Raw genomic sequence first — 24,575 nt, forward strand, 5'->3', positions numbered from 1 at the left:
AAACGCCGGCCGCTGGGCTTAGGGGTTGCCTGACGGGTTCAGGCCTTTCCATTTCGGCGAGTCGGGCGCCGGGCCGCAACGCGAGCGCCGGAGCATGGTAAACGCACGGTTACTATCCACAGCGCATGGTCAATCGGTCAAGCAGGCAGACGACGGCCTGGTCAGGCGAAACCGCCAAGCACCTCCGGAAACTGGACCGCCATCGCGCCTTCATCCGCCTGCCTGGCATAGATCGCGTGCATCCTGCTGCCGTCATATCTGGCCCTCCGGCGCTGCACGTCCTTGCCGAACAGGCCGGCAACCGCGTCGAAGCGTCGGAAGAAGCGCTTCACCACGCCGCGCTCGAAGGGTATGCGCTGCTCGAAAGGCCTGCCCCAGGGCGTGTCCCCTGCCAGATCCCGCCAGATGCGCAGCGCATCGAGTTCGACCCCCACCTGATTGCCCCATGGCTTGCCGCCCGCGAAATGCCTGGCCCAGGCTTGCGAGAAGCGGAATTCTCTGGTTCCGAGCGACTGCAGGTTCCAGTTTGGATGCATCGTCTGCCATTTGCCCTCGAAGGCGATGTTCAGGGCGTTCTGGTCGTTCATCTGACCTTCAACAGCGAGTTTCCGAGCTTCCTTCATAAGCCCTTGTTCGCGCACCGGCGCCATATTGAACACGATGATGCCGGCGTTGAAGTAAGGCGCGCCCGGCCGCATGGACATTTTTTGCCGGTAAGCCGGTCGGAAATACATGTAGTCGTCATGCGCAGCGAGCAACGGCGCGTGAATTGGCTGTCCGACCAAATCGGCTATGTCTCTGTTGAAAAGAACGTCGCAGTCGACATGCGCGATACGATCGTAAGGCGCGAACTCGGCAAACTGGTCGACAAAGAGCCGGATGAATGTCGCAATGCTGCCCGGGCGAAAGCGGTAGCCGGATGCGGCCATGAATTCCGCTACATCGACCGTCTGAATGCGATCTTCCAACAGACGATCGGCGACGCTCTTGTCGGCATCGGTCGCTCCGAGATGAAGAATGAAACCATCCGTCGGCTTTTGCGCAACGTCCAATATCCGGCGCGCCGCCAGGCAGGCATAAGGGAAGTACCTGGCGTCAGCCGCTATGAAAAAACAGGATTTCGTCATTGGCTGTCGTTTACTGCGACTGGTTGAGGGCAGTGCCTGCCACAAAATGCTTCTCGACGAAAGCCTCGATGGGGCCAGTGAGCATTGCCGCCTCGCGTTTGACCTTGTCATCGTCCCAACGCCACCATTGGATTGCCAACAGCTTCGAGATGATCTCTTCGGAAAAGCGGTATCTGATCAGTCTTGCGGGCGAGCCGCCGACAATGGCGTAGGGCGGCACGTTCTTCGTGACCACCGCCCCTGCCCCAACGACAGCGCCATCGCCGATCTCGACTCCCGGCAGGATCACCGCGCCATTGCCGATCCAGACATCATTGCCGAGGGTGATGCCAGCCGGCTTGCCGCCATTAGGGATCGGCTCTGGCCGGTTCAGCAATCGGCTGTAGATCGGAAACGACGTCGCGCTGTCGGTCTGATGCTGGCCAGAGCACATGAAACGCACCTGGCCGGCGATAGAGCAGAAGGCTCCGATTTTGAGCGGAGCGTCCTTCGAGGGAAACATGATCTTCTGCCATTTCACACCGTAGGTGTGACGGCCAACCGTCACGTGCTCCGGCAATTTGGAACGGACTTCCCTCAGCCATTGGGAAAATTTCGACATCAGAAACCTCGGTCGCGAACTACAGCGACATAGCCGCAGATCAACGTGGCCAGCAACAAGGGAACCGCAAGAATTGCGCGCCGCGCTTCTGGTCGAGACGCTGGACCAGGCCGCGGGATCGAAGCGCTCCCCCTTCCTCGGCGACCATATTCACCATATCGAGCTCGATGGACTGAAACGAGATCACCGAATACCTGCTGGCGTCCGCGCCGACCAGCACTACCTCAAGCCGCTTGATTTTCCTGCGGCGCCGGGCAAAGAGAACATCGGGGGGCTGCCACTATCGCGAGGCAGCCTTGGCATTCAAACCGCTGGTCGACAGGCTGAGCCGAAGCCGGACGGTGATCCGGGTAAAGGCGCTCAGAAACCAGTTCGTCTACAAAGCCTTCGAATATCGGGGGCGCGCGTCCGGGCGTCTTCTTGCGAAGGAATTGCGGGACGCCGAAGTGTCGCGCGTATGCTTCACGGTCGCCTTCAACGTGCCTTGGGTGATCGACGCCTTGACGAAAGCATGGGAGATGCGGCCGCCGGGAATGACGCTGGTCGTCGTCGACAACTCGACGAAGGTAGCCGCGAGAGAGGCCATCGCACAGATCTGCAAGATGCGCGGCGTGCCTTACCTTGCCTTGCCGATGCGGGTCGAGAAGCACCTGTCGAGATCGCATGGAACGGCGATCACCTGGGCGTTCCACAACATCGTGCGCCATCTGAAGCCGGAGTTCTTCGGCTTCATCGACCACGACTGCTTCCCGGTCGTGCCGTTCGATATCCCGTCCAAGCTGGCCGGCAAAGCCGTGTATGGGCGCAGGGCATACGCCACCGAAAATCACGTCTACAAGGCCAAGCCGGACGATCGGCACTGGAACCTATGGGCTGGCTACTGCTTCTACCGGTTCTCCGCCGTGGCCCCTTACGAACTGAATTTCGAACCCCGCATAAATCTCGGCCTCGACACCGGCGCCGCCAACTGGGCGATCCTCTATTCGAAACTCGCCGAGACGGATGTCGCCGTAGCAAGCGTGGAACAGCGGCCGATGACGATGGCCGGCGCGGTCGGGCACCACGAGTTCATCGACGGCGCCTTCTTTCACCTGGCCGGCGTGTCATATCCCGAACGACCGGGCTATCACCATCGAACGACGGAGCACCGCGAAATGCTCAGGGATTATGTGTGGAACACTTATCTGGGTGGTCCGGCCGGGCAGGCCGTGAGCGATTTCTGAAGGCCGGCCACCGCCTCCTCCCGGTCCTTCGGAGCGCGCAGCGACGCTCGAATTTGGTTGTTCCTAGATACGATCAGGCGCGCGGACTAGTCCAGCAATCGCCTCGTCGATCCCAGTCCTTCCTTGACGTTTTAGGGCATGGGGATCGCGGAAGTCGATCCAGCCTTCGTTGAAGCCGTCGAGCATGCGCATGCGCATGGCCGGATGGCGCATGCCCTGCTCGTGGAAGATCGTCTCCCATCGCTCGCGCGGGACGATGCGTGCCTTGATCTCGCGGCCGAGGGCCTTGGCGAAGGCGGCGGCGATTTGGTTCGGCGACACCCTTTGCCCGGCCTCGAGCTCGATCACGCGGTGGCCGTGCCAATCCTCCAGCAGCAGTTCGGCAGCCGTCCTGCCGACATCCGCGGCCGAGATCATCGCGACCGGCCGATCGAGCGGCTGCAGGTAGCTGTCGATCACGCCCTGGTCGCGCGCCGAGGCGATATCCCACTGGGCATTTTCCATGAACCAGGCGGCGCGCAGGAACGTCACCGCCACGGGCAGATCGGCAAGCGCCTCCTCCAGCAGGCGCAAGGCGTTTAACAGATTGGGTTCGGCGGCATCCGCGCCGATCGTCGACAGGACGACGACCTTGGGCGGCAGCGCGCGACCAAGCGCCTCGCGGACGACGGCGATCTTCGGCAGCACGTCCGGGAAATCGTGTTCGGAATCATAGACTGGCGGCAACAGGATGAAGGCGCCCTCGACGCCCGAAAGCGCCGCGGCAAGCGGCCCGGGATCGCTCAAGTCGGCGACGGCGATCTCGCAGCCTTTGGCCAGCCACGGCGCGCCCTTGGCTTCGTCGCGAATAACGGCCCGAACCTTGTGGCCTGATGCCAACAGCGTTTCGGCAAGGACCCCGCCGACGCGGCCGGTAATGGCGGTAACTGCGAACATGATCTTTCCTTCATTTGTGGTGTTGACCGGGACCAGGGCCAGCGGCTGCGACGAGCCAGCGGTCTCTGGCCGGTCTTTTCACACCCTTTGCTTGCTGATCCCAGCGCCGATATGTCATCATAATCCGGACTTCAGGTTGGGAATGGCGCATGACCTATGACGGAAGATTGCTGTCCGGCGTGACGGTGCTGATGGCGGTGGTCGAGGCCGGCTCGATGGCGCGGGCAGCGGACTCGCTCGGCATGACCGCATCGGGAGTCGGCCGCGCCATCCAGCGGCTGGAGGCCCGCATCGGGGTCAGGCTGCTCGACCGCACGACCCGCACCATGCAGCTGACGGACGAAGGGCGGCGCTTCCACAAGCGGGTCGGCCCTCACCTCGACGGCATCGAGGAGGCGGCGGTCGAGGCCACCGGCGCCACCTCGGTGGTTCGCGGCCGGCTGCGCGTCAATGTCGACCCGTTCTTCTCGCAACTGGTGCTGGCCGGGCACGCGGGGCGATTCCTGGCGCTCTATCCGGAGCTTCGCCTCGAGCTCATCATGCGCGACGCGGTGGGCGATCTGGTGGCGGACGGGTTCGATCTTGCCTTGCGCTTCGGCGATCCGCCGGCCGGGTCATTCACCGCGCGCAAGCTGTTCGAGACGCGCATACTTACTGTCGCGGCGCCCGCCTATATCGAGCGCCGCGGGCGTCCGCGACACCCTTCCGAATTGCCCAACCACGACGCCATCGATTTCTGGGACGCCGCGCATGGCCGCGCCTACGATTGGGAGTTCCGCCGCGGCAACGAGGCGCTGCCTGTCAGCGTCCAGACCAGGCTGATGACCTCCGACGCGCCGACCATGCTCAACGCCTGCCTCGCCGGCGCCGGCATCGCGCAGGTCTTGGAATTCGCCACACGCGAGCAGGTTCGCGAGGGGCAACTGATCGACCTATTTCCGGATTGGTCAGACGAGCTCTTCCCGCTCCACGCGATCTACCCTTCGCGGCAATACCGCACCGCCAAGGTGCGGGCGTTCGTGGAGTTTGTGATGGAGTTGTTGGCGGAGGTTTAAATCCGGAGTCGGCAGATCTCGTAACCCGTTGAATAAACTGGCGATCCCGGCAGGATTCGAACCTGCGACCATCGGCTTAGAAGGCCGGTGCTCTATCCAGCTGAGCTACGGGACCGTCGGCCGGCCGGGCCGGCTGTTGCGTTACGCCAAGCGATGCAAGACTAGGGAAGTCAGTGCGTCCAGGGCGTCTTGCGGTCATAGCGGAAATTGTCCGAATAGGAAATCTGCCGGCGCTTGGCTTCCTTCGGCTCTTCGACGCGATAGGCGATCTTTTCCTTCTCGGCATAAGCGATCGCCTCTTCCTTCGTGTCGAAGGTGAGCTTCACCTGGCTCAGCATGTCGCCCGAGGTTGTATAGCCCATCAGCGGGTCGATCTTCTTGCGCTGGGCGGGGTCGAACTCCAGCACCCAATGTCCGGTCTTGGCCTTGCCGGATTGCATCGCGGTTTTGGCTGGACTGAAAATGCGCGCGGACATGAGCACCTCTTTAACGCCCGACGACCGGGCACCCTGTTCGGCGCGCCACCTTAGAGCACCCTTTCGGGAGCCGGAAATCTCGCGCCAACCCGTCATTACTTTGCAATGGCCGCGGCGGCAAGGCCGCAAGCGCCCCTGCGCTCCAACGGCGCAGGGAACCTCGCCGCGCCGGCGACATTATCGAAAGGTCAGCCGGCCGGGCCGGGCCAGCCTTTCCCGGGAACCCTCAATCAGAAGCGGAGGTTTAGCCATGACCAATGCTATCGAACACACCGTCCTGCAGCTCGCCGTGCTTGTCGGCAGCCTGCGCGCCCAGTCCTTCAGCCGCAAGATCGCCAAGGCCCTGGCCGCCCGAGCGCCGGATTCCGTGCGCTGCCGCTTCATCGAGATCGGCGACCTGCCGCTTTACAACGAGGATCTGGACGGTGACGACCCGCCGGCGGCGTGGTCGGCCTTCCGCGCGGCGATGCGCGAATGCGACGCGGTGCTGTTCGTCACCCCAGAATACAACCGCTCGATCCCGGGCTGCCTGAAGAACGCGCTCGATATCGGCTCGCGCCCGCCGGGCAAGAGCGTGTTCAAGGGCCTGCCCGCAGGAGTCGTCAGTGTCAGCCCGAGCAAGATCGGCGCCTTTGGCTCCAACCAGGCGCTCAGGCAGACCTTCGTCTTCCTCGACATGCCGGTGATGCAGCAGCCGGAGGCCTATATCGGCAATGTCGCGGAACTCCTGGACGACAAAGGCGCGGTGACCCATGCCGACACCGCCACCTTCTTGGAAAAATTCATGGCCAGCCTGGAGACATGGATCAGGACGGTGCATCCTGGCCGCTCCTCCTTCGATGCCTTCATGAAGCAGCGCGAGAAGATCGCCGAGGACTATGTCAACGGCGATGCCTCCTCGCTGAAGGCGATCGTCACCCGCACCGGGCCAGCGACATTCTTCTCACCGCGCGGCGACCATCTGGAAGGCGCCGATGCGGTTGCCGGCCGTTACGAACGCGACGCCGCGAGCTTCCACAAAGGCGGCAACACCGACCTCGAGGTGCTGCAAGCGTCGGCGAGCGGGGATCTGGCGTTCTGGAGCGGCCTGCAGCACGCCAAGGCGCGCATCGGCAAGAACGGCGAGGCGACCGAGATGACCTTGCGGGTGACGGAAGTGTTCCGACTGGAGGACGGCGCTTTCAAGCTGGTGCACCGCCATGCCGACCCGGTTCATTAGCCGGCGCTTGCAGAAATCCGCGACACAATGTCGGGGGCTTTGCAACACGCACCTATTCCTTTTGGCCTGTGAGCGGCATACATCGGATACATGGTCGTGCCACTTGAAGGCATGATGACGACGACAAAGACACGAATGGGCGCGGATACGAAAGTCTCGCCGTTGGGGGCCGGCGAGCCAGCGATACTGGACGGCGCGATTGTCGTCGGCGGAGGCGCCGCCGGGCTTGCCGCCGCGCATGCGTTGACCAAGGCCGGCGTGACGACGCAGATCCTGGAGCGCGAGCAGAGGCTGGCCGAACCCTGGCACCGCCGCCACGACAATCTGCACCTCAACACGCATCGCGACCTTTCCTCATTGCCCGGCGTATCCTATCCGGCGGGGACACCGGCCTTCCCGCACCGCAGCGCCGTCGTGCGCCACCTCAACGAGTTCGCCGAGACGCACCGGCTATCTATCGCCTTCGGCGTCGAGGTCGACGAGATCGAGTTTCACGGCGCCCACTGGCTGTTGCGAACGAGCGTGGGCCTGAAGGCGGCGCGATATGTGGTGATCGCCACCGGACGCGACCGGCAGCCCTTCATCCCGGCCTGGAAGGGCATGGACGATTTTTCCGGCAGGATCATCCATTCGGCCGATTTCGGAAAAGCAAGCGACTATGCCGGCAAGAAGGTGCTGGTGGTCGGCGCCGGCAACTCCGGCTTCGATGCGCTCAACCATCTTTCCCGCGTCGAGACGGGCCAGATCTGGCTTTCGGCGCGCAACGGACCTTCGCTGCTGCCCAAGCGCATCGGCAAGATCGCGGTCCACCGCGTGTCGCCGTTCATGGCCAACCTGCCCACATGGCTCGCGGACGCGGCCATGGCGGCAACGCAGCGCCTGGTGTTCGGAGATCTGACGAAATACGGCCTGCCCCCTGCCCCGTCGGGCGGTGCCAGCCGGCTTGGCTCCGACTATACCGCGATCGCCGCCGACGACGGCGCGGTCAAGGCCATCAAGGCCGGGCGCGTCATCGTCGTGCCGCAGTTGCGCGAATTCAGGCGCGACGGCGTCGTGCTCGACAATGGCCAGTCGATCGCGCCCGACATCGTCATTGCCGCCACCGGCTACCGAACGGGGCTGGAAACGATGCTGGGCAAGCTCGGCGTGCTCGACGCCAAGGGCGTGCCGCTGTTCAACGGCGCCGCGAACGACCCAAAGCTGCCCGGGCTCTGGTTCACCGGCATGCGGCCGAGCATTCGCGGCTGCTTCTCCAACGCGACAATCCAGGCCGCGGCGATCGCCGGGAAGGTCGCCGGCCTGAAGCACTGAATCGAACGGTCGCTTTGGCCTCCGTTTTTGTGTTGCCTTCCGGGCGTGCGCCCCCTATACGCCGCGGGACGTCGGAGTGTAGCGCAGCCTGGTAGCGCACCTGATTTGGGATCAGGGGGTCGCGTGTTCGAATCACGCCACTCCGACCATCGTTTTTTCCCCGCAAAATTGCCGTGCCGGTCTCGCGGCCCAGGGGCCTGACCAGAAGGGCTCTTCATCTTGGCAGCCACGGTCGTAGCGATCCTCGACAGGGACAATTGGGACGCCAACACCGACATCATCGTCGTTGCCGATGTTTCCAGGCGGCGGCTGACATGGGTGCCGCGCGACTTGTGGTCTCCCCTCATAGGCGACCGTATCAATGCCGCCTTCGCCGTCGGCGGCGGCGGGCTGCTGCTCGATGCGCTCGCGCAATTGGGATTTACAGCGCAAAGCGCGGTCTGCCTCCGGCGCGGCGCGACCGAGGCCGCGCTTGCCGGCGCCAGTGTCCGGGTGCCGATCCGCGAGCCGCTCGATTTCTGGTATCCGCTGACGCCGACCAGCCGCCTTGAGGACGGGCGCCGGCAGGTCTCGTTTCGCCCACCGGATGAAACGCTGTCCGGCGAACGGCTGCACCAGTGGATCGGCGCCCGCACCATGGTCGACGGCCAGGGAACCGACTTCCACCGCATGCGGCGCCAGATCGTGTTCCTGCGAGCCCTCATCGCCCAGGATTTCGATTTCCGCTCGGTGTTGAAGGATCCGGAACTGGCACGCATCACCGGTGAGGATCCGTTGCCCCTCCTGGCCCGCGTCGGGGTCAATTGGCGCATGCAGGTGCATGACTGGGTGGATGACGCCGTCATCGACGGCAGGATGGTCCTGGTCCCGCGCAAGCCGAAGCCATGGTGGCGGCGGCAATTGCGCCGGTTGCGGGACAGGCTCAAGGGCAAGCGGACCTAGCCCATTCGGTCGCAGGAACGGTAAACCCGCCGGGCGAGAACCCCAACACCCTCGAGCCCGGCGAGCCTACAACCCGATCTGGAACGCGACCGGGACCGGGATCAACCGGCACAGTCGGCGTTGCAAGACTGATGCCGGAAAGACTGTTCCGAAATGGGACGGCTACGCCCTTAGAGCGCTTCAGCGTTTCACGGAAACGGTGAAACGCTCTAACTCTTTGTTTTTACGCAATTGCGGACGGAAAACCGATCACACTCTTCCTGGAATTGCTCTAAGGCTCCCACGGATTGATCACCGACACGCCGGCCGCATAAAATGGCGCCGTGTCGCGCGACGCAACCTGAAAGCCTTTCGCGGTGGCGATGGCTGCGATGTACCCATCAGGCATGGGAAACCCCTTTCCGGCGGCTCTCGCCTTCACGGCGAGACCGGCGTAGCGGCGTGCCGCCTCGGCGTCGAAGACCAGGATGCGCTGATCGAAGATTGCGCAAATTCCGGCGAAGGCGTCGGCCAGCGCATTTTTGCGGCGGCCGGCCGGCATGGCTTCGATGCCGAACAGTACTTCCGCCAGCGTGATGCTGGACAGGTAGAGTGTCTCGGCAACCTGCTCATCCAGCCAGTCCAGGACCGCGGGACTAGGCTGCGGTCTCATCACCTCCGAAACGACATTGGTGTCCAGGAGGATCATTCGAATTTCAGCGGCTCAGCCGGCCTTTTCTCACGGACTTGTTCAAGTGCTTCAACGTCCTCGTCCGTCACGCCCGCCCGGCGAGCGATGGCGGACAATAGCGTGCCCACCCTGATGCGGCCCTCCGGCCGAACCGCATCTTCAAGAATGGCGCGGATTTCCGCCTCCGTGCTGCGGCCATTGATGGCCGCGCGCACCCGCAAGGCACGATGTGTTTCCTCCGGAAGGTTTCTGATCGTAACTGCAGTCATTGATATCATACCGATTGCATTGCTATCAATGTATCGCATTATCACCTCGGTGTCACGTGCCTGCCGATGAGCCCTGCTTATCGTCGGGCGCGGCTATACGAACCGGGGGGCCGCGGCTCGAACAATCCCTGTCGCTTCCAACGTTGTCGCCGGTCTAGACTTCGGACAAAGGGGGATTGTCGATGCCTGTTCTCGAGGCGCTGCTGTCACTGATCGGCCCAGCCTACCTGGCCTACTACGGCTTCGCGATTCCGGTCATGGTGGTCTGGGCAATTCTGTGCGCTGCCCTGTGGGTCTGGAACAACCGCCCAAGCAAGCGGCAGAGCGGCGTCGCCCGGTCGCGGTCCGCCGGCGTGATGGTCTTCGTCCTCGTCGCCGCCTGTTACATCGCAGCGCATACGGGCGTGTATCTTTTGGCCCGGCATCTGGCCGGGCTCTGGGCATAGTTTTTTGCCTTCTCCCCCTGTGGGAGAAGGGAAATGCCTAGATATCGAACTCGCCCTGCCCTTCGTCCATGGCGCTGACCGTCTCGGCCGCGAGCGCGCGGGTGATCGGCGTCTTGCGCTCGAGCGCGGCGCGGTCGAGGCGCCCGACGACCCGCATGGCGGTGCCGAGCGAACGCTCGATGCGGCGCACCAGATATTGCACCACATGCGGCTCGACCTCGACCTGGCGGTCGGCGAAGAGCTTCGTGATGACGCCGGCAAGCAGCAGGTCGTCGGGCTCATGGATCTCGATCGTCGCCGCCGCCTTCAGCCGCGAGACGAGGTCGGGCAGCGCGACGCGCCAGGCCGAGGGGAAACGCCGCGCCGTAAGCAGCAGCGTCGAGCCCGCGCCACGCACTTCGTTGATGAGGTGGAACAGGCCCTGCTCATCGATCGCCGCCTTGTCGATATCGTCGATGAGCACCGGCCTGATGCCGAGGCCGGCAATGTGCTCGCCGATCCGGCCTGGATCGATGGCGACGGCATGCGCCCGCTCCTGCCATATCCGGGCGAGATGCGTCTTGCCCGAGCCGGGCGGCCCGGCCAGCACGACCACCGGCGACGGCCAGTCCGGCCAGCGGTCGATCAGCGATGCGGCTTGCGCGTTGGTGCCCGAGACCACGAGCTCGTCGCGCGAATAGCCGGTGCCGTGGCCGAGATCGAGCGGCAGCTGGCGCGGCATATCGGTTCGCTCGCCGGCCACTTCAGCCACGCGGCTTCGTGCGATGGCCGCCGCCGCGATCGGCCGGCAATGGCGGCACGGGCTCTGTGGCGTGACCCTTGTAAAGCGGCGATTCGAGGTAGCGGGCGATGGCGAAGCGCACCAAGACGCCAATCGCCGCCGAGGCCGGCACGGCAATCAGAAGGCCGACGAAACCGAACAGCGCGCCGAAGGCAAACAGCGCGAACATCAGCCAGACCGGATGCAGGCCGACGCTCTTGCCGACCAGCCGGGGCTGCAGGATGTTGCCCTCGATGAACTGGCCGACGAAGAACACGCAGGCCACCAGCACCACCATGGTCCAGTCCGGCCAGAACTGGACGAAGGCGACGCCGACGGCGAGCACCAGCCCGGTCAAGGATCCGACATAGGGGATGAAGGAGATCACCCCGGCGAAGAAGCCGATGAGGATGGCGAAGTTCAAGCCGGTCAGCGTCAGCCCGGTGGCATACATGGCGCCGAGCACCAGGCAGAGCGTGCCCTGGCCGCGCACGAAGCCGGCGGTGGCGGTGTTGATGTCGCGGGCGAGCGCGCGCACCGTCTCGACATGGTCGCGCGGCACCCAGCCGTCGACCTCGGCCACCATGCGGTCCCAGTCGAGCAACATGTAGAAGGCGACGACCGGGGTGACGACGAACAGGCTGACCACCGAGACCAGCGCCACGCCGGAGCTCCAGATCGAGGTGAAGACGGTGGTGAGCAGGCTGAAGCCGGAGGTCAGGAGCGAGTTCAGCCCGTCGCGCAGGCCGGCGGCGTTGACGCCAAAACGCTGCTCCAGCCATTTCGGGTCGAAGCTGGTGATCAGCGACTGCAGGCGCGTGAGATATTCCGGCAGCTTGCGGGCGAAATCGGCCATCTGGGTGGCCAGCACCGGCACGAGGATGACGAAGGCCAGCACCACCACGACGATGAAAGCGATCAGGATCACCACCGTCGCCATCAGGCGCGAGAGGCCGAGCCGCTGCAGCCAGTCGGCGACCGGATCGAGGAAATAGGCGAGCACCATGCCGGCGACGAAAGGCAGGAGGATGCCTGAGAAGACATAGAGGAACAGCGCCAGCAGGACGCCCGTTGCCACCCAGAAGAAGACCTGACGGCGAAGCCCACCGGAGCTGTCGTCAGCGGCGATCACCGCGCCATCGTAGTCAGGCGTCCGTGCTGGAGCCGCCCCACTTGCCGATGCCCGACTTGGTGTTGTCGTTCTGGGAGTTGCTCGTCCGGGAGCCTTCGCCATAGCCGCTCATATGCCTCAGCCAAGCCACGAGATAGGCCGCGGCCGAAGCCACGGTCAAGACCCCGGTCAGCAATATGAGCGCGGTCCGCAGCAGGCCCAGATGCGCGGCAAAGGCCAGCTCACCCAGCACAAGCGCCGCCAGCACGATCTGCGTGGCGGTGTTGGCCTTCGAAACGAAGAGCGGCTTCACCTCGACCGGATTGCTCATCACGCTGGACAGGAGAACGGCGCAGACGATGAGCCCGTCACGCGAGACCATGGTGACCACCAGCCAGAGCGGCAATTCTCCGGCAAAGCCCATGACGACGAAGGCCGAGACCAGCAAAAGCTTGTCGGCGACCGGATCGAGATAGGCGCCGAGGCGGGACGACTGGTTCCAGCGGCGCGCTATGAAGCCGTCGACGCCGTCGGAAATGCCGGCGACGAGGAAGCTGGCGAAGGCCCACCCCCAAAGCGACTGCAGCATGGCCAGCACCACGGCGGGCACAAGCAGCAGCCGCATGATCGTGATCATGTTGGGGATGGTCACCTGATGTCCCGTCGTGACTTTTTTGTCGGGGAATAGATGAGGGAGATGGAAGATAGGTGCAAGAGCGATGCGGCGAAGCTGCCAATCTCCCGCAAGCGGGGAGATTGGCCGTAGCCTCGGCTTTCGCCAATCACCCCGCTTTTCCTCGGGAACAAACTCCCTCACCCGCGCGTCATCCTTGCTCCCCGAAACCATTCATGCGAAGAGCCCGCAATGGAAACAGGGATGAGCCGGATATGAGCAAGGGCGACAAGGCCAAGCGCAAGAATGGGCTCACCTATGCCGAGGCGGGCGTCGACATCGACGCCGGCAATCTGATGGTCGAGAAGATCAAGCCGCTGGTGCGCGCGACGCGCCGGCCGGGCGCGGATGGCGAGATCGGCGGGTTCGGCGGGCTGTTCGACCTGAAGGCGGCCGGCTTCACCGATCCGGTGCTGGTCGCGGCCAATGACGGCGTCGGCACAAAGCTCAAGATCGCCATCGATTCCGGCAAGCACGACACGATCGGCATCGACCTCGTCGCCATGTGCGTCAACGACATCGTCGTGCAGGGCGCCGAGCCGCTGTTCTTCCTCGACTATTTCGCCACTGGCAAGCTCGATCCGGACCAGGGCGCCTCGATCGTCGGCGGCATCGCCGAGGGCTGCCGGCAGGCCGGCTGCGCGCTGATCGGCGGCGAGACGGCCGAAATGCCCGGCATGTACCACGCCAAGGACTATGACCTTGCGGGTTTCGCGGTCGGCGCGGCCGAACGTGGCCAGTTGCTGCCGACCGACGACATCGTCGAGGGCGACGTGCTGCTCGGCCTTTCCTCCTCCGGCCTGCACTCCAACGGCTTTTCGCTGGTGCGCCGCGTCGTTGCCGCGAGCGGCCTTGGCTGGAGCGATCCGGCGCCGTTCAACGAGGAGCTCAGCCTCGCCGAGGCGCTGCTCGAGCCGACGCGCATCTATGTGAAGTCTATTCTCAAAGCGATCCGCAACACGCATGGCATCAAGGCGCTGGCCCACATCACCGGCGGCGGTTTCCCGGAAAACATTCCGCGCGTGCTGCCGAAGGATTTTTCGGCCGAGCTCGACCTCGAGGCGATCGACGTGCCGCCGGTATTCTCGTGGCTGGCAAAGAGCGGCGGCGTGGCACCGGAAGAAATGATGCGCACCTTCAATTGCGGCATCGGCATGATCCTCGCCGTCGCCTCCGGCCAGGCGGCGCAGGTCGCGGCAGTGCTGCAGGAAGCCGGCGAGACGGTGACGCCGATCGGCCGGATCGTGCCGCGCCGCGACGCCGGCGTCATCTACAGGGGCTCGATCGGCCTATGAGCAGGAAGCGCACGGTCGTCCTGATCTCGGGGCGCGGCTCCAACATGACGGCGCTGATCGCGGCCGCCGCCGATCCCAGTTATCCAGCTGAAATCGTCGGCGTGATCTCCGACCGCGCCAACGCCGCCGGTCTCGGCATCGCTCAGTCGCGCGGCATCGCCACCAAGGTCATCCAGCGCGCCGACCATCCGAGCAAGGATGCCTATGATGCCGCGATCGATGCCGCGCTCACCGGATTCGGCGCCGAGATCGTGGCGCTCGCCGGCTATATGCGCATCCTCGGCCGTGGCCTTGTCGAGAAATGGCAGGGGCGCATGGTCAACATCCACCCTGCCCTGCTGCCGGCCTTCAAGGGATTGGATACGCATGCGCGCGCAATCCGCGCCGGCGTGCGCATCCATGGCTGCTCGGTGCATTTCGTCACGCCGGAGATGGATGACGGCCCGATCATCGCGCAGGCCGCCGTGCCGGTGATGGTCGGCGACAACGAGGACACGCTTGCCGCACGCGTGCTGAAAGCCGAGCATCGGCTCTATCCGCTGGCGCTCGGCCTCGTCGCGGAGGGCAAGGCGAGCATGGAAAAGGGCCACACAGTGCTTGCCCATTTCGCCGACGACGCCGAGAACGCCAGCTCGGTGGTGATGGCGCCGGATCCGCTGCGCGAGGAGACCGACCTCGAACAGCTGGCGCGGATCACGCCGTAGGCGAGTGGGCGCAGTGCTTGACAAGCGGGCAAGGGAAATTCTCCTCCAGACGTTCTGGAAGAACGGCTGGATCAGGGACACGGACAGACGCATCTCACCCGACGATTTCGCTTACGCAAAGCGCATGGGGTATATGTTCGACCCTATCAAACTGTCGCACGATCAGGTGGTCTCGCAACTGATCGAGGAGCGTGACCGAGCAAACCCGACTGCTCTTTCCGATGCTTTCCTAGCAAGCCTCGGCAGCCGTCGATTGGATCTGAGGTCGGCGCTCGGCAGTTACGCGTTCGCCACAAACTTTCCTCGACATGAAATCGCCGCTACCCCCGCTACCGTCGTTCCTTCTGGCGCTCGACGATGCGCGTGGTGCGGGTTCTACGGGCACCCAACTCCTGCCGAATTCGATCTGAACGTGCTAAATTTCGAGCGCCACAAATGGGGTGGCGTGCGTCGCGACAATCCAACCTATGTCTGGCTGGACCTGTCGCTCTTTCGAACAGAGCCGCTCCCGGAGTCTACAGCCGCCGACAGACAGACAATGCATCGCATAATAGAGACGGCGAGTTCCATGCGGGCCGTCGCAACGGTAAGCGACCTGGAAAAGGCACTCGCCGGCACCTTCCAATCGTCCAAGGCCGAGAGACGCGTGCTCATTGAAATTCTTGCCGTTTGCGGGGTTCTTCAACCAAGAAACCGAAGCGGATATTTCGGCGAGTTCACACTTGCCAATGAGCGAGAGCATACCGGCCAGCATCTGAACGACTGGCGCTATCCTGCGATATGGTGGCGAGGGTCGGACGGAGTGAGCGAGAGCGCGCTTGCCGCGCACTTTCCAGGCTTGTGAATCGCTGGCCTAAGGGGAGTCGGAGCCTTGGAGATCTTCGACAGCGCGGTCCGTACCAAAGGCGATTTCGCCGGCGTCTTCGAGTATGAAGAGACCGATGGCCCGCAGAGCGCCACAGCTTATTTTTACCTGTGCGAGGCCCAGGGCGAAGCAGCCGGGCCGATCATCGGCATAATCCATATTCGTTCAGGAGCCTGGTCGATCACCGAGGCCGACATCGCCGTCAAATGGGATAGAGGCGAACAGCGCGTAGGCCTCTTCGTCTTTGGTGCGCTGACCGCGGCCTTCGACATCGAGACGGGGGCGAGATACGGTGGTAGGCATGGCAAGGATTTCAACGCCGAGATTCCGTGGTCCTGATCGATGCCCGTGAAACAGCTCCTCGTCCTGCGCCACGCCAAGTCGAGCTGGGACGATCCCGCACTTACCGATTTCGACCGTCCTCTCGCCCCGCGCGGGCTGAAAACCGCGCCGCTGATGGGGCGGGAGCTTGCCCGGCGCGGCTGGCTACCGGATCTGGCGCTGGTCTCGCCGGCGCTGCGCGCCCGCGATACCTGGCGGCTGGTCGCCCAGGAACTACCGAAGCATGTGCAGGCGGAATTCGCGGAAGAGCTCTACGAGGCGGCGCCTGCCACCGTCCTGGCGCGCGTGCGGCAGGTCAAGGCGACGAATCTGCTGGTGATCGGCCACAATCCCGGCCTGCAGCAGTTCGTGTTGCGGCTGGCCGGCGCCGGCTCGGATGAGAGCGTTTTCAAGAAGATCGAAGCGAAGTTTCTGACGGCGGCACTTGCGCGGTTCACGCTGGACGAGGATTGGGCGGATCTTGCGTTGGGCGGTGCCAGGCTGACGCATTGCCTGCGGCCCAAGGATTTGCGGTAGCGCCCGGAGCTTGCCGGTCCAATAAGCAAGGCGGCGGGCAAGCCCGCCGCCTTTGGTATTTTCAAAGAAGCGGATCAATTACCTACCCCAGTTGTCCGGTGACGGACCCCAATCCGCGGCGCCGGTCGCGCCGGTCTTCATGTCGGTATCGACCTTGGGGGCCGGCGTGACTGTCTTGTGCTTCGGGATCGAAGCCGTGACGCTGCTGTCGGCGCCGACGGCTGACTGGTTCACACCATCAGCGCCGTAGTGATCGCTGCCAGCGGATGCGGTGCCCATGGCGGCGACAAGCATGGCGGCCGCGACGAATGCAATCCTGGTCATGTTCGATTTCCTTGTTCCGTGTCGTTTGATCGGCAGTGGCCTTGGGAGGATGGCCCCCGCTGCCGAGAAGACCGGCGGCGGCCGGGATTTATTCCCCGCACCTTCGCTTTTCAGCGGCCAGAGCAGCCTCGGCTTCAACTTCGATCGGAAAAAGGAGAACGATTACAAATACTTGTGATACAAATACTTGTGAAGCGATTCATGCCACCAGTAGCCGGCTTCACAAACGCAGAGCGGCGGGACAAGCCCGCCGCCTGAGTTTTTTGCAGACCGGATCAGTGGTTGCCGAACAGGTCGTGATTGGCGCCCTGCACGACCGGCTGATGGATATCCGCGTCGGGCTTCGTGACCGAGGCTGTTGCGGTCCGGTCGACGGTGGTGACCGGCCGATTGGCGTTGGCCGAGCCGTAATTGTCGGAGCTGGCGAAAGCAGTGCCGGTGGCGACGAGAATGGCGGCTGCGGTAAGGACGAACTTGGTCATTTCAAATACTCCTGGTTCTGGGGTTGCGCTGTTATCGATCGGGAGCGATTGACGATCCGATGACCAGCCAATCGGCACGGCACGCACTGGACATCGCCCGGGTGCTGCCCGCTCGTTCCACTGGTCTGAATTTCCCTGGATCGGCCCCGTCCGATTAGTGGTTGCCGAACAGGTTGTGATCAGCGCCCGTGACGACCGGCTTCTGAGCGCCCGCGTCCGACTTCTGGATCGAAGCGGTGGACGAGGTGTCGACCGAGGCGGCCGGCTGGTTGGCATTGGCCGAACCGTAGTTGTCCGAGCCGGCGAAAGCAGCACCGGTGGCAACGAGAAGGGCGGCGGCGGTAAGAGCGATCTTGGTCATTTGAGTTACTCCAGATTCAAGTTGTTGGTTGACGTTGGTCAGGAAGGGGCCGGATTAGCGGCCCCAGATGCCCTGGCCGGATTCCGGCTGGTTCTGAGCCGGCCTGATGTGAAGGTCGCGCTGCTCGAACTTGCGGATCGAACCCGTGACGGTGTTGTCGACCTTGCCCGCGGGGGCGGTCACGGCCGGCTGATTGACGTTGTCGGAACCGTAATGGTCACTGCCGGCAAAGGCGCCGCTCGTAGCGACGAGGAGGGCAGCGGCGGTAAGAGCAATCTTGGTCATTTTAAGTACTCCAGATTTTCAAAGTCATGTCCGTCTAGTGGCGTGCCTTGATGGAAATTCGCGTCGCTCGGACCACCCCGAGATGGGTCTGCCCTGCTGCCAGTTCCAATCACGAAAAGTTGTGAACCGAACCGTTCGGTTCGATCTTGAAATTGCGTGAAAGCCCAAGCGGCTAAACACTTATCATTTGATATCAATCGGTTACGGCGAGCGACTGTCGAGATGCCACTCTGGCCAGACCTGCCAGCGTTCACTGTGGTTACACGAACCGTCAACATTAATTGAACCGAACGGTTCGGTTTCATCACTTGCACGACGCGGCAAGGGCCTCGGCGGGCATCGTGATCGGGATGGCGGCCGCCGGGAAACCGCGTTTGCCTTGCGGGCGGATCGATACTATCGGTTGCCTCAGGGAACCAATTCGGACGCCGCCTGCCGCTCTCGGCCAAGGTCGGCACCGTTGGGAGGAAACAGCGACGAACGATGCGACTGCTGCTTGTCGAGGACAATCGCGAACTGGCCGATTGGCTGAGCAAGACGCTGCGCCAGGCGAGCTATGTCGTCGACGTCGTGCATGACGGCGAGGATGTCGAGCATGCTTTGGCGGCCGGCGATCACGCCTTGATCATCCTCGACCTTGCCCTGCCCCGCATGGGCGGCATGGAGGTGCTGAAAAGGCTGCGGGCGCGCGGCAACCCGGTGCCGGTGATCGTGCTTACCGCCAACGCCAGCCTCGACGGCAGGGTCAAGGGGCTGAACGAAGGCGCCGACGACTATCTGGCCAAACCCTTCCAGATCGAGGAGCTGGAGGCGCGCATCCGCGTGCAGCTGCGCCGGGCCAACGACCGCACCGCGCCGGTCATCACCTGCGGCGACCTCGTCTTCGACACCAACACCCGCCTGTTCTCGCTTGCCGGCACGACGCTGTCGCTGACGCCGCGCGAGCACGCGGTGCTGGAACAGCTCGTCGTCAAGGCCGGACGCACGGTGAGCAAGGCGGCGCTCTCGGCGGCGATCTACGACTTCGACACCGACGCCGACCCCAGCGCCATCGAGATCTATGTGCATCGCCTGCGCAAGAAGCTCGAGGGATCGCGCGTCCAGATCGCCACCTTGCGTGGCCTCGGCTACCTCTTGCGCCAAGACGATCCGGCGTCATGAGAATCGGCAGTCTTCGGATCGGCAGCCTTCGAATCCAATTGCTGGCCTGGGTGGTGCTGCCGCTGGCCGGGCTCGCCGGGATCAATCTATGGACCAGCCATGGCAATGCGCGCGCGACTGCCGATCTGGTCACCGATCGGATGCTCATGGCATCGGCGCGCGCCATCGCCGAGCAGGTCGCTGTCAAAGACGGCGTGCTCGACGCCACCATTCCACCGGCGGCGATCGAAATGTTCGATACCGGCGATCGCGACAGTGTCTACTACCATGTCGAGACCGCGGGCGGACGCCTGCTGACCGGCTATCCCGACCTGCCGAAGGCGGCACGGCGCGGCAGTATCGAGACCGGCTTTCGCGATCACCGCCTGCGACTGGCAACGCTCAGCCATACGGTCATCGGCGCCGGGCCGGATTCGCCGATCACGGTCACGGTCGGCGTGACGCTCGGCGGTCACGATGCGATGGTGAAGCGTCTGTGGTTGAGCGCCTTTGGCCAGCAGCTGGCGCTGGTGGCGATCGCCGGCGTTTTCGTGCTGCTTGGCCTGCGCCGCGGGCTGGCGCCGCTGATCCGCCTTAGCGATGCGGTTCGCTCGCCGGGCCGCAGCGACCTCGACCCGATCGAGGTGACGGGCGCGCAGAGCGAGATCAGGCCGCTGATCGAGGCGCTCAATGCTTATATGGCGCGCGTGCGGGCGCAGATGGCGGCGCAGCGCCGCTTCATCGCCAATGCCGCGCACCAGTTGCGCACGCCGCTGGCGCTGCTGTCGACACAGGCGAGCTATGCGTTGCGCGAAAGCGCCGCGGATCGACGGCGGGAAGCGCTTGTGGCGTTGCAGGCAAGTTCAGGCAAACTGGCGCGACTGGCCGAGCAGTTGCTGACGCTCTCGCGTGCCGAGCCCGGCAGCCGGCGGCCACGTGCCGATCGCATCGACCTCTCCGAGGCCGCCCGCCAGGTTCTGGAGGCACATGCGCCGAAGGCGGTCGAACGCAACATCGACCTCGGCCTCGAGGAAACCGGCCCCGTGCCGGTCATCGGCGACGGGACGATGTTGCGGGAGATGATCGTCAATCTTGTCGACAACGCGTTGCGCTACACACCGGCCGGCGGCAGCGTCACCGTCAAGCTCACCGCCGCTGGCGACGAGGCTGAGCTCACGGTCATCGACAGTGGACCCGGCATTCCCGTGGAAGAGCGGGAGCACGTCTTCGAACGCTTCTACCGCATCGCCGGCTCGGCCGAGGAAGGCAGCGGGCTCGGGCTCGCCATCGTCCATGAGGTTGTCGAGAATGCCGGCGGCAGCGTCACACTCGGCGACGCCGCCGCTGGCGGGCTCAAGGTCGAGGTGCGGCTGCCGCTGGCAGGCAACTAGAGCAATTCCAGGAAAAGTGCGTAGCGGTTTTCCGTCCGGAATTGCGCAAAACAAAGGCTTAGAGTGGTTCGGCTTTTCCCTGAAACGCTGAACCGCTCTAAGGCGGTTCACTGCGTCTCATGCAGCGGCTGAGGACGCCACTTTGCCAGCCGGCTCTCGACCATCGTCATCAGGTACTCGGCGCCCAGGGCCACCACCATGACGATGACGATCGCGGCATACATGCCGGCCGCGTCGAACGAGCCCTTGGCGATGTTGATCAACAGCCCGATGCCGTAGCGCGAGCCGACGAACTCGCCGACGATGGCGCCGATGATGGCGAAGCCGAAGCTGACATGCAGGCTGGCGAAAATCCAGCTCATCGCCGACGGCACGATCACCGAACGGGTCAGCTGCCAGTCGGAGGCGCCGAGGATACGGGCATTGGCGATCATGGCACGGTCGGCCTCGCGCACGCCCTGGAAGGCGTTGTGGAAGACGACGAAGAACACCATGACGAAGGCCAGCGCCACCTTGGAGGCGAGGCCGAGGCCGAGGATCATGATGAAGATCGGCGCCAGCACCACGCGCGGGATCGAGTTGATCACCTTGATGTAGATCGAGAAGATATCGGCGGCCATGCGGTTGCGGCCGAGCGCGACGCCGATGATGATGCCGGCGACCGAACCGGTGACGAAGCCCAGCACCGACTCTTCCATGGTGACATAGAGATGGTACCAGAGCGGGCCTTCCGAGGTGCCCTCGGTGATCCACTCATAGAGCCGCGCGGCGATCGTGCTCGGCATGGCGTAGAAGAAGGGATCGATCCAGGCCATGCGGCCGGCGATTTCCCACAGGCCGAGGAAGACGAGCAGGATACCCAGCCGCCAGAACGTGACGGTGTGGCGGCGATGCACGGCGGCTTTGGCGGCGGCGGCCTCGATCTCGGCGTCCGAGGTTCCGGGCCGGAAGGCGGTGGTCGGGATGTTGACGGTGGCATCTGTCATGTCGGTTCTCCTCACGCCGCCGCGCGGGCGTAGCTGGTCTCGACCTCTTCCTTGAGATCGGCCCAGATGGTGCGCGAATAGTCGATGAAGCGCTGCTCGTAGCGGATGTCGGCGACGACGCGCGGGCGCGGCAGGTCGATCGTGTAGACGGATTTTACCGTCGCCGGTCCGGCGGTGAGCACATAGACCTTGTCGGCCAGCGCGATCGCCTCCTCGAGGTCGTGGGTGACGAAGACGACGGAGGCCTTCGCCTCGGACCAGAGGCGCAACAGTTCTTCATGCATCAGAACCCGGGTCTGCACGTCGAGCGCGGAGAACGGCTCGTCCATCAAGAGGATCTCTGGGCCGTTGATGAAGGTCTGGGCGAGCGCCACGCGCTTGCGCATGCCGCCGGAGAGCTGGTGCGGATAGTGCTGTTCGAAGCGGGCCAAGCCGACGCGTGCCAGCCAGTCGCGGGCGGAAGCCTGCGCCTGTGCCTTGGGCTTGCCGCGAAACAGCGGCCCGGCCATGACATTCTCGATCACCGTGCGCCAGGGAAACAGCGCATCGGTCTGGAACACGAAGCCGATACGCGGGTCGATCCCCTTGACCGGCGCGCCCATGACGCGGACCTCGCCGGCGCTCGGGCTGGCGAGCCCGGTGACGAGGTTCAGCGTCGTCGACTTGCCGCAGCCGGTCGGGCCGACGACGGCGACGAACTCGCCGCGTTCGACCGTCATGGTGAAATCGCGGATCGCCGTCAGCGATTTGCCGGTGGGGGAAAGGAAGCGACGGCTGACATTGATCAGCTCGATCGCCGGAGCGGTCTTTTCGACAGCCATGGTTGAACAGACTCCAATAGCGGGCGATCCCCGCGCGGGAGATCGCCGGACGTGGAAACAAGGCGGGCATGGTGGCGCGAGGTCGGAACCTCGCGCCGTCCTGACGGCTACTTCACGTTCTTGACGAATTCCGTGGTGTAGGTCTTCGACAGGTCGATCTGCTTGCCCTGCAGTTCCTTCTTGAAGGCGGAGAGCACGGTCAGCACCGTTTCCGGACCGCCCTGGGGCATCACGCCATCGGCGGTAAACATGCCTTTGCCGGCGTCGAGCGCCTTCACGTAGCCTTCCTCGTCGCCGACATAGTAGTCCTTCGGCATCTTCGCGGCGATCTCGGCGCCGCTGTGCGTGTTGATGAATTTCAGCGTCTTGACGAAGGCATTGGCGAGTTTCTGCACCGTGTCCTTGTGCGCCTCGACCCACTCGGTCTGCATATAGAGCGAGGCGGCCGGATAGGTGCCGCCGAGCGCGGCCTTGGTGCCGTCCATTGTGCGCATATCGATCAAGACCTTGGCTTCGCCGGTCTTGAGCAGCCGCGTGATCGTCGGTTCGGTCGTCATGCCGGCCTGGATCTTGTCCTGCTGCATGGCGGCGATGAAGGTGTTGCCGGCGCCGACCGGAACCGAGGTGAAATCGCCGAGCTTCAAGCCGTTCTTGACCGCGAGATATTCCGTCAGGAAGTTGGTCGAGGAGCCGAGGCCGGTGACGCCGAGATTCTTGCCCTTGAAGTCGGCGGGAGACTTGATCTCGGGATGCTTGGACGAGACCAGCTCGACCTCGCCAGGCGCCTGACTGAACTGGACGACGGATTCGACGAACTTGCCCTTGGCCTGCAGGTCGATGCTGTGGTCGTAGAAGCCGACCACGCCCTGCACGGCGCCTGCCAGCATCTCGTTTTCGGCATCGACGCCCGCCGGCTCGTTGAGCAGCTCGACGTCGAGGCCTTCATCCTTGAAATAGCCGAGCGCCTCGGCGAGCTTGGCCGGCAGGTAGATCTGCTTTTCGTAGCCGCCCACCATGATCGAAATCTTGTCTGCGGCCGACGCCGTCGTCGCGCCCGCGGCAAGCATGGCAAGCGTCAGCGTCGCCGAACGAAGAGCGTGTTTAGAGATAAAACCGGTCACGTAACTTCCTCCACCTGGGCGGCGCGCCATCCGAGCTGCGCCGCATCTCCTCCTTGCCGACCCCTCCCGGGCCAGTCACGGCGAACGCCGCGAATGCCGTCATGGCATGGCCAAGCTTTCAGCTGGCTTTCAGCCTTTTTAGCGACCGCCAAAGCCGAGCACGTCGCGCATGTCGTATTCGCCGGGTGGTCGGCCGGCGACCCAAAGTGCCGCCGCGATGGCGCCGCGCGCGAACATCGAGCGATCCCCGGCGGCATGCGAGAGCGTGACCGTCTCGCCTTCGGCAAGGAAGCTCACGATATGCTCACCGACGATGCCGCCGCCGCGCAGCACGGCAAAGCCGATCTCGCCGGCACCGCGCGGACCAACGAGGCCGTCGCGGGCGCGCTTCGCCACATTGTCCAACTCGACGCCTCGCCCGCGCGCGGCCGCCTCTCCCAGCATCAGCGCCGTGCCCGACGGCGCGTCGACCTTGAAGCGGTGATGCGCTTCGAGGATTTCGATGTCGCAATCGTCAGGCCCAAGCGCCCTTGCGGCCTGCTCGACCAGGCCGGTCAGCATGTTGAGGCCAAGCGAATAGCTGCCGGAGCGCACGATGGCGATTGTCTTTGCCGCCTCGGCGATTGCGGCCAACTCCGATGCGGTGAAACCCGTTGAGCCGATCACCAGCGCCGGACCGCCGCGCACCGCGCAGGCTTTGGCCAATTCGGCGGACGCCGCGGGCGTGGTGAAATCGATCACCACGTCGGCAAGCGAAAGCGCTTCGTCGCGCTCGACCAGCCCCTCGCCCACACTGCCCGGCCGCTGGAAGCGCGCGACGAGCTGCAGCCGCGGATCGGCGGCGACGGTCTCCGTCATCTGTTGTCCCATGCGGCCGAGCGCACCGGCGATGGCCAATCTGAGCGGGTGCGGCATGGCGATTCCTGTCGAAAGCCCGAGTCGTAACAATCCTCTAGCACGCTGCGTTGGCAAAGTGATTCAAGCGGCCGCGGGCCACGACATCGGGGCGATACGAGGGCGAACTATAGGCGAATGTGAAGCGCCACACTCATCATCGCTGACGCGACATGCTAATTTAGCGCCTGTGTGTCCGGCCGTGCCCGGACTGTCCGAGGGGGGACGC

31 protein-coding genes and 2 tRNA genes are annotated in these 24,575 nt (G+C 64.2%); 15 read left to right on the forward strand and 18 right to left on the reverse strand.

What is annotated here, in order from left to right:
- Positions 1-161: 161 nt before the first annotated feature.
- On the reverse strand, positions 162-1,172 hold the full coding sequence (locus tag DPM35_RS01165) for a glycosyltransferase family 8 protein (protein WP_181591883.1): 1,011 nt from the start codon (positions 1,170-1,172) through the stop codon (positions 162-164).
- Positions 1,138-1,728 carry a CatB-related O-acetyltransferase gene (locus tag DPM35_RS33070; RefSeq protein WP_146767904.1) on the reverse strand — a complete coding sequence of 197 codons (591 nt, stop codon included), beginning with the start codon at positions 1,726-1,728 and terminating at the stop codon, positions 1,138-1,140. Before DPM35_RS33070 ends, DPM35_RS01165 begins: the two co-directional genes overlap by 35 nt.
- 296 nt (positions 1,729-2,024) lie before the next feature.
- Between DPM35_RS33070 and DPM35_RS01180 the strand changes: the two genes are divergently transcribed.
- Positions 2,025-2,951 (forward strand): hypothetical protein, encoded by a 927-nt coding sequence (locus tag DPM35_RS01180; protein WP_112125515.1) that lies wholly within the window; start codon positions 2,025-2,027, stop codon positions 2,949-2,951.
- A gap of 63 nt (positions 2,952-3,014) precedes the next feature.
- Here DPM35_RS01180 and DPM35_RS01185 read toward each other — a convergent pair whose 3' ends face one another.
- A complete protein-coding gene (locus DPM35_RS01185; protein ID WP_112125516.1) occupies positions 3,015-3,887 on the reverse strand; it encodes an NmrA family NAD(P)-binding protein in 873 nt (290 codons plus the stop codon).
- Positions 3,888-4,036: 149 nt separating this feature from the next.
- Here DPM35_RS01185 and DPM35_RS01190 point away from each other — a divergent pair, with 149 nt between their 5' ends.
- A complete protein-coding gene (locus DPM35_RS01190; RefSeq protein WP_112125517.1) occupies positions 4,037-4,942 on the forward strand; it encodes a LysR family transcriptional regulator in 906 nt (301 codons plus the stop codon).
- A gap of 38 nt (positions 4,943-4,980) precedes the next feature.
- On the opposite strand, the gene DPM35_RS01195 is transcribed toward DPM35_RS01190, so the two are convergent.
- Positions 4,981-5,057 (reverse strand) — tRNA-Arg (locus DPM35_RS01195).
- A 55-nt stretch (positions 5,058-5,112) separates the two neighbouring features.
- The gene (locus DPM35_RS01200) at positions 5,113-5,418 is read right to left on the reverse strand and encodes an ETC complex I subunit (protein WP_112125518.1); all 306 of its coding nucleotides are present in this window, start codon (positions 5,416-5,418) and stop codon (positions 5,113-5,115) included.
- A gap of 250 nt (positions 5,419-5,668) precedes the next feature.
- Between DPM35_RS01200 and DPM35_RS33075 the strand changes: the two genes are divergently transcribed.
- From DPM35_RS33075 to DPM35_RS01220, 4 genes are all read left to right on the forward strand, one after another.
- Positions 5,669-6,637: an NAD(P)H-dependent oxidoreductase gene (locus tag DPM35_RS33075; RefSeq protein ID WP_181591884.1), complete on the forward strand. Its 969-nt coding sequence runs from the start codon at positions 5,669-5,671 to the stop codon at positions 6,635-6,637.
- A 135-nt stretch (positions 6,638-6,772) separates the two neighbouring features.
- The gene (locus DPM35_RS01210; RefSeq protein ID WP_112125519.1) at positions 6,773-7,948 is read left to right on the forward strand and encodes a flavin-containing monooxygenase; all 1,176 of its coding nucleotides are present in this window, start codon (positions 6,773-6,775) and stop codon (positions 7,946-7,948) included.
- Positions 7,949-8,020: 72 nt separating this feature from the next.
- A tRNA-Pro gene (locus DPM35_RS01215) sits at positions 8,021-8,097 on the forward strand.
- A 70-nt stretch (positions 8,098-8,167) separates the two neighbouring features.
- Positions 8,168-8,890 carry an LCP family protein gene (locus DPM35_RS01220; RefSeq protein WP_112125520.1) on the forward strand — a complete coding sequence of 241 codons (723 nt, stop codon included), beginning with the start codon at positions 8,168-8,170 and terminating at the stop codon, positions 8,888-8,890.
- A 271-nt stretch (positions 8,891-9,161) separates the two neighbouring features.
- On the opposite strand, the gene DPM35_RS01225 is transcribed toward DPM35_RS01220, so the two are convergent.
- Both DPM35_RS01225 and DPM35_RS01230 read right to left on the reverse strand, forming a co-directional pair.
- A complete protein-coding gene (locus tag DPM35_RS01225; RefSeq protein ID WP_112125521.1) occupies positions 9,162-9,578 on the reverse strand; it encodes a type II toxin-antitoxin system VapC family toxin in 417 nt (138 codons plus the stop codon).
- Positions 9,575-9,829 (reverse strand): FitA-like ribbon-helix-helix domain-containing protein, encoded by a 255-nt coding sequence (locus DPM35_RS01230; RefSeq protein ID WP_112126191.1) that lies wholly within the window; start codon positions 9,827-9,829, stop codon positions 9,575-9,577. The genes DPM35_RS01225 and DPM35_RS01230 overlap by 4 nt, the downstream gene beginning before the upstream one ends.
- Before the next feature lie 182 nt (positions 9,830-10,011).
- Between DPM35_RS01230 and DPM35_RS01235 the strand changes: the two genes are divergently transcribed.
- Positions 10,012-10,275 carry a hypothetical protein gene (locus tag DPM35_RS01235; RefSeq protein WP_112125522.1) on the forward strand — a complete coding sequence of 88 codons (264 nt, stop codon included), beginning with the start codon at positions 10,012-10,014 and terminating at the stop codon, positions 10,273-10,275.
- 37 nt (positions 10,276-10,312) lie between these two features.
- On the opposite strand, the gene hdaA is transcribed toward DPM35_RS01235, so the two are convergent.
- The 3 genes from hdaA to DPM35_RS01250 are packed head-to-tail and all read right to left on the reverse strand — an operon-like array spanning position 10,313 to position 12,798.
- Complete coding sequence (gene hdaA, locus DPM35_RS01240) at positions 10,313-11,017, reverse strand: DnaA regulatory inactivator HdaA (RefSeq protein ID WP_112125523.1); 705 nt, start codon at positions 11,015-11,017, stop codon at positions 10,313-10,315.
- 1 nt (position 11,018) lies between these two features.
- Positions 11,019-12,269, reverse strand: coding sequence for an AI-2E family transporter (locus tag DPM35_RS01245; RefSeq protein ID WP_425373329.1), 1,251 nt, complete (start codon positions 12,267-12,269; stop codon positions 11,019-11,021).
- Entirely contained in the window at positions 12,181-12,798 is a 618-nt protein-coding gene (locus DPM35_RS01250; RefSeq protein WP_112125525.1) for a CDP-alcohol phosphatidyltransferase family protein, read from the reverse strand. The genes DPM35_RS01245 and DPM35_RS01250 overlap by 89 nt, the downstream gene beginning before the upstream one ends.
- Positions 12,799-13,034: 236 nt before the next feature.
- Here DPM35_RS01250 and purM point away from each other — a divergent pair, with 236 nt between their 5' ends.
- Genes purM through DPM35_RS01275 form a run of 5 tightly spaced genes read left to right on the forward strand, consistent with a single transcriptional unit; the run spans position 13,035 to position 16,541 of the window.
- Positions 13,035-14,114, forward strand: coding sequence for a phosphoribosylformylglycinamidine cyclo-ligase (gene purM / locus DPM35_RS01255; protein ID WP_112125526.1), 1,080 nt, complete (start codon positions 13,035-13,037; stop codon positions 14,112-14,114).
- Positions 14,111-14,818 (forward strand): phosphoribosylglycinamide formyltransferase, encoded by a 708-nt coding sequence (gene purN, locus DPM35_RS01260; RefSeq protein ID WP_112125527.1) that lies wholly within the window; start codon positions 14,111-14,113, stop codon positions 14,816-14,818. Before purM ends, purN begins: the two co-directional genes overlap by 4 nt.
- Positions 14,819-14,831: 13 nt before the next feature.
- Entirely contained in the window at positions 14,832-15,662 is an 831-nt protein-coding gene (locus DPM35_RS01265; RefSeq protein WP_112125528.1) for a hypothetical protein, read from the forward strand.
- A gap of 27 nt (positions 15,663-15,689) precedes the next feature.
- Entirely contained in the window at positions 15,690-16,022 is a 333-nt protein-coding gene (locus DPM35_RS01270) for a hypothetical protein (protein ID WP_112125529.1), read from the forward strand.
- A 3-nt stretch (positions 16,023-16,025) separates the two neighbouring features.
- Positions 16,026-16,541: a SixA phosphatase family protein gene (locus tag DPM35_RS01275; RefSeq protein WP_112125530.1), complete on the forward strand. Its 516-nt coding sequence runs from the start codon at positions 16,026-16,028 to the stop codon at positions 16,539-16,541.
- Between the two features lie 78 nt (positions 16,542-16,619).
- On the opposite strand, the gene DPM35_RS01280 is transcribed toward DPM35_RS01275, so the two are convergent.
- A complete protein-coding gene (locus DPM35_RS01280) occupies positions 16,620-16,865 on the reverse strand; it encodes a DUF680 domain-containing protein (RefSeq protein WP_112125531.1) in 246 nt (81 codons plus the stop codon).
- Here DPM35_RS01280 and DPM35_RS01285 point away from each other — a divergent pair.
- On the forward strand, positions 16,864-17,043 hold the full coding sequence (locus DPM35_RS01285) for a hypothetical protein (protein WP_112125532.1): 180 nt from the start codon (positions 16,864-16,866) through the stop codon (positions 17,041-17,043). The genes DPM35_RS01280 and DPM35_RS01285 overlap by 2 nt on opposite strands.
- Positions 17,044-17,140: 97 nt before the next feature.
- Here DPM35_RS01285 and DPM35_RS01290 read toward each other — a convergent pair whose 3' ends face one another.
- From DPM35_RS01290 to DPM35_RS01300, 3 genes are all read right to left on the reverse strand, one after another.
- Entirely contained in the window at positions 17,141-17,347 is a 207-nt protein-coding gene (locus tag DPM35_RS01290) for a DUF680 domain-containing protein (protein ID WP_112125533.1), read from the reverse strand.
- Positions 17,348-17,501: 154 nt separating this feature from the next.
- The gene (locus tag DPM35_RS01295) at positions 17,502-17,708 is read right to left on the reverse strand and encodes a DUF680 domain-containing protein (RefSeq protein WP_112125534.1); all 207 of its coding nucleotides are present in this window, start codon (positions 17,706-17,708) and stop codon (positions 17,502-17,504) included.
- Positions 17,709-17,762: 54 nt separating this feature from the next.
- Positions 17,763-17,993: a DUF680 domain-containing protein gene (locus tag DPM35_RS01300; protein ID WP_112125535.1), complete on the reverse strand. Its 231-nt coding sequence runs from the start codon at positions 17,991-17,993 to the stop codon at positions 17,763-17,765.
- A gap of 483 nt (positions 17,994-18,476) precedes the next feature.
- Between DPM35_RS01300 and DPM35_RS01305 the strand changes: the two genes are divergently transcribed.
- Complete coding sequence (locus DPM35_RS01305; protein ID WP_112125536.1) at positions 18,477-19,154, forward strand: response regulator; 678 nt, start codon at positions 18,477-18,479, stop codon at positions 19,152-19,154.
- The gene (locus DPM35_RS01310) at positions 19,151-20,524 is read left to right on the forward strand and encodes a sensor histidine kinase (RefSeq protein ID WP_112125537.1); all 1,374 of its coding nucleotides are present in this window, start codon (positions 19,151-19,153) and stop codon (positions 20,522-20,524) included. Before DPM35_RS01305 ends, DPM35_RS01310 begins: the two co-directional genes overlap by 4 nt.
- A 107-nt stretch (positions 20,525-20,631) precedes the next feature.
- Here DPM35_RS01310 and DPM35_RS01315 read toward each other — a convergent pair whose 3' ends face one another.
- From DPM35_RS01315 to dapB, 4 genes are all read right to left on the reverse strand, one after another.
- A complete protein-coding gene (locus DPM35_RS01315; RefSeq protein WP_112125538.1) occupies positions 20,632-21,510 on the reverse strand; it encodes an ABC transporter permease in 879 nt (292 codons plus the stop codon).
- A gap of 11 nt (positions 21,511-21,521) precedes the next feature.
- Complete coding sequence (locus DPM35_RS01320) at positions 21,522-22,331, reverse strand: ABC transporter ATP-binding protein (protein WP_112125539.1); 810 nt, start codon at positions 22,329-22,331, stop codon at positions 21,522-21,524.
- Between the two features lie 107 nt (positions 22,332-22,438).
- Complete coding sequence (locus DPM35_RS01325) at positions 22,439-23,398, reverse strand: ABC transporter substrate-binding protein (RefSeq protein ID WP_112125540.1); 960 nt, start codon at positions 23,396-23,398, stop codon at positions 22,439-22,441.
- A gap of 192 nt (positions 23,399-23,590) precedes the next feature.
- Positions 23,591-24,367 (reverse strand): 4-hydroxy-tetrahydrodipicolinate reductase, encoded by a 777-nt coding sequence (gene dapB / locus DPM35_RS01330; protein ID WP_112125541.1) that lies wholly within the window; start codon positions 24,365-24,367, stop codon positions 23,591-23,593.
- Positions 24,368-24,575 lie beyond the last annotated feature (208 nt).

The organism is Mesorhizobium atlanticum (genome assembly GCF_003289965.1).
Lineage (GTDB): Bacteria > Pseudomonadota > Alphaproteobacteria > Rhizobiales > Rhizobiaceae > Mesorhizobium > Mesorhizobium atlanticum.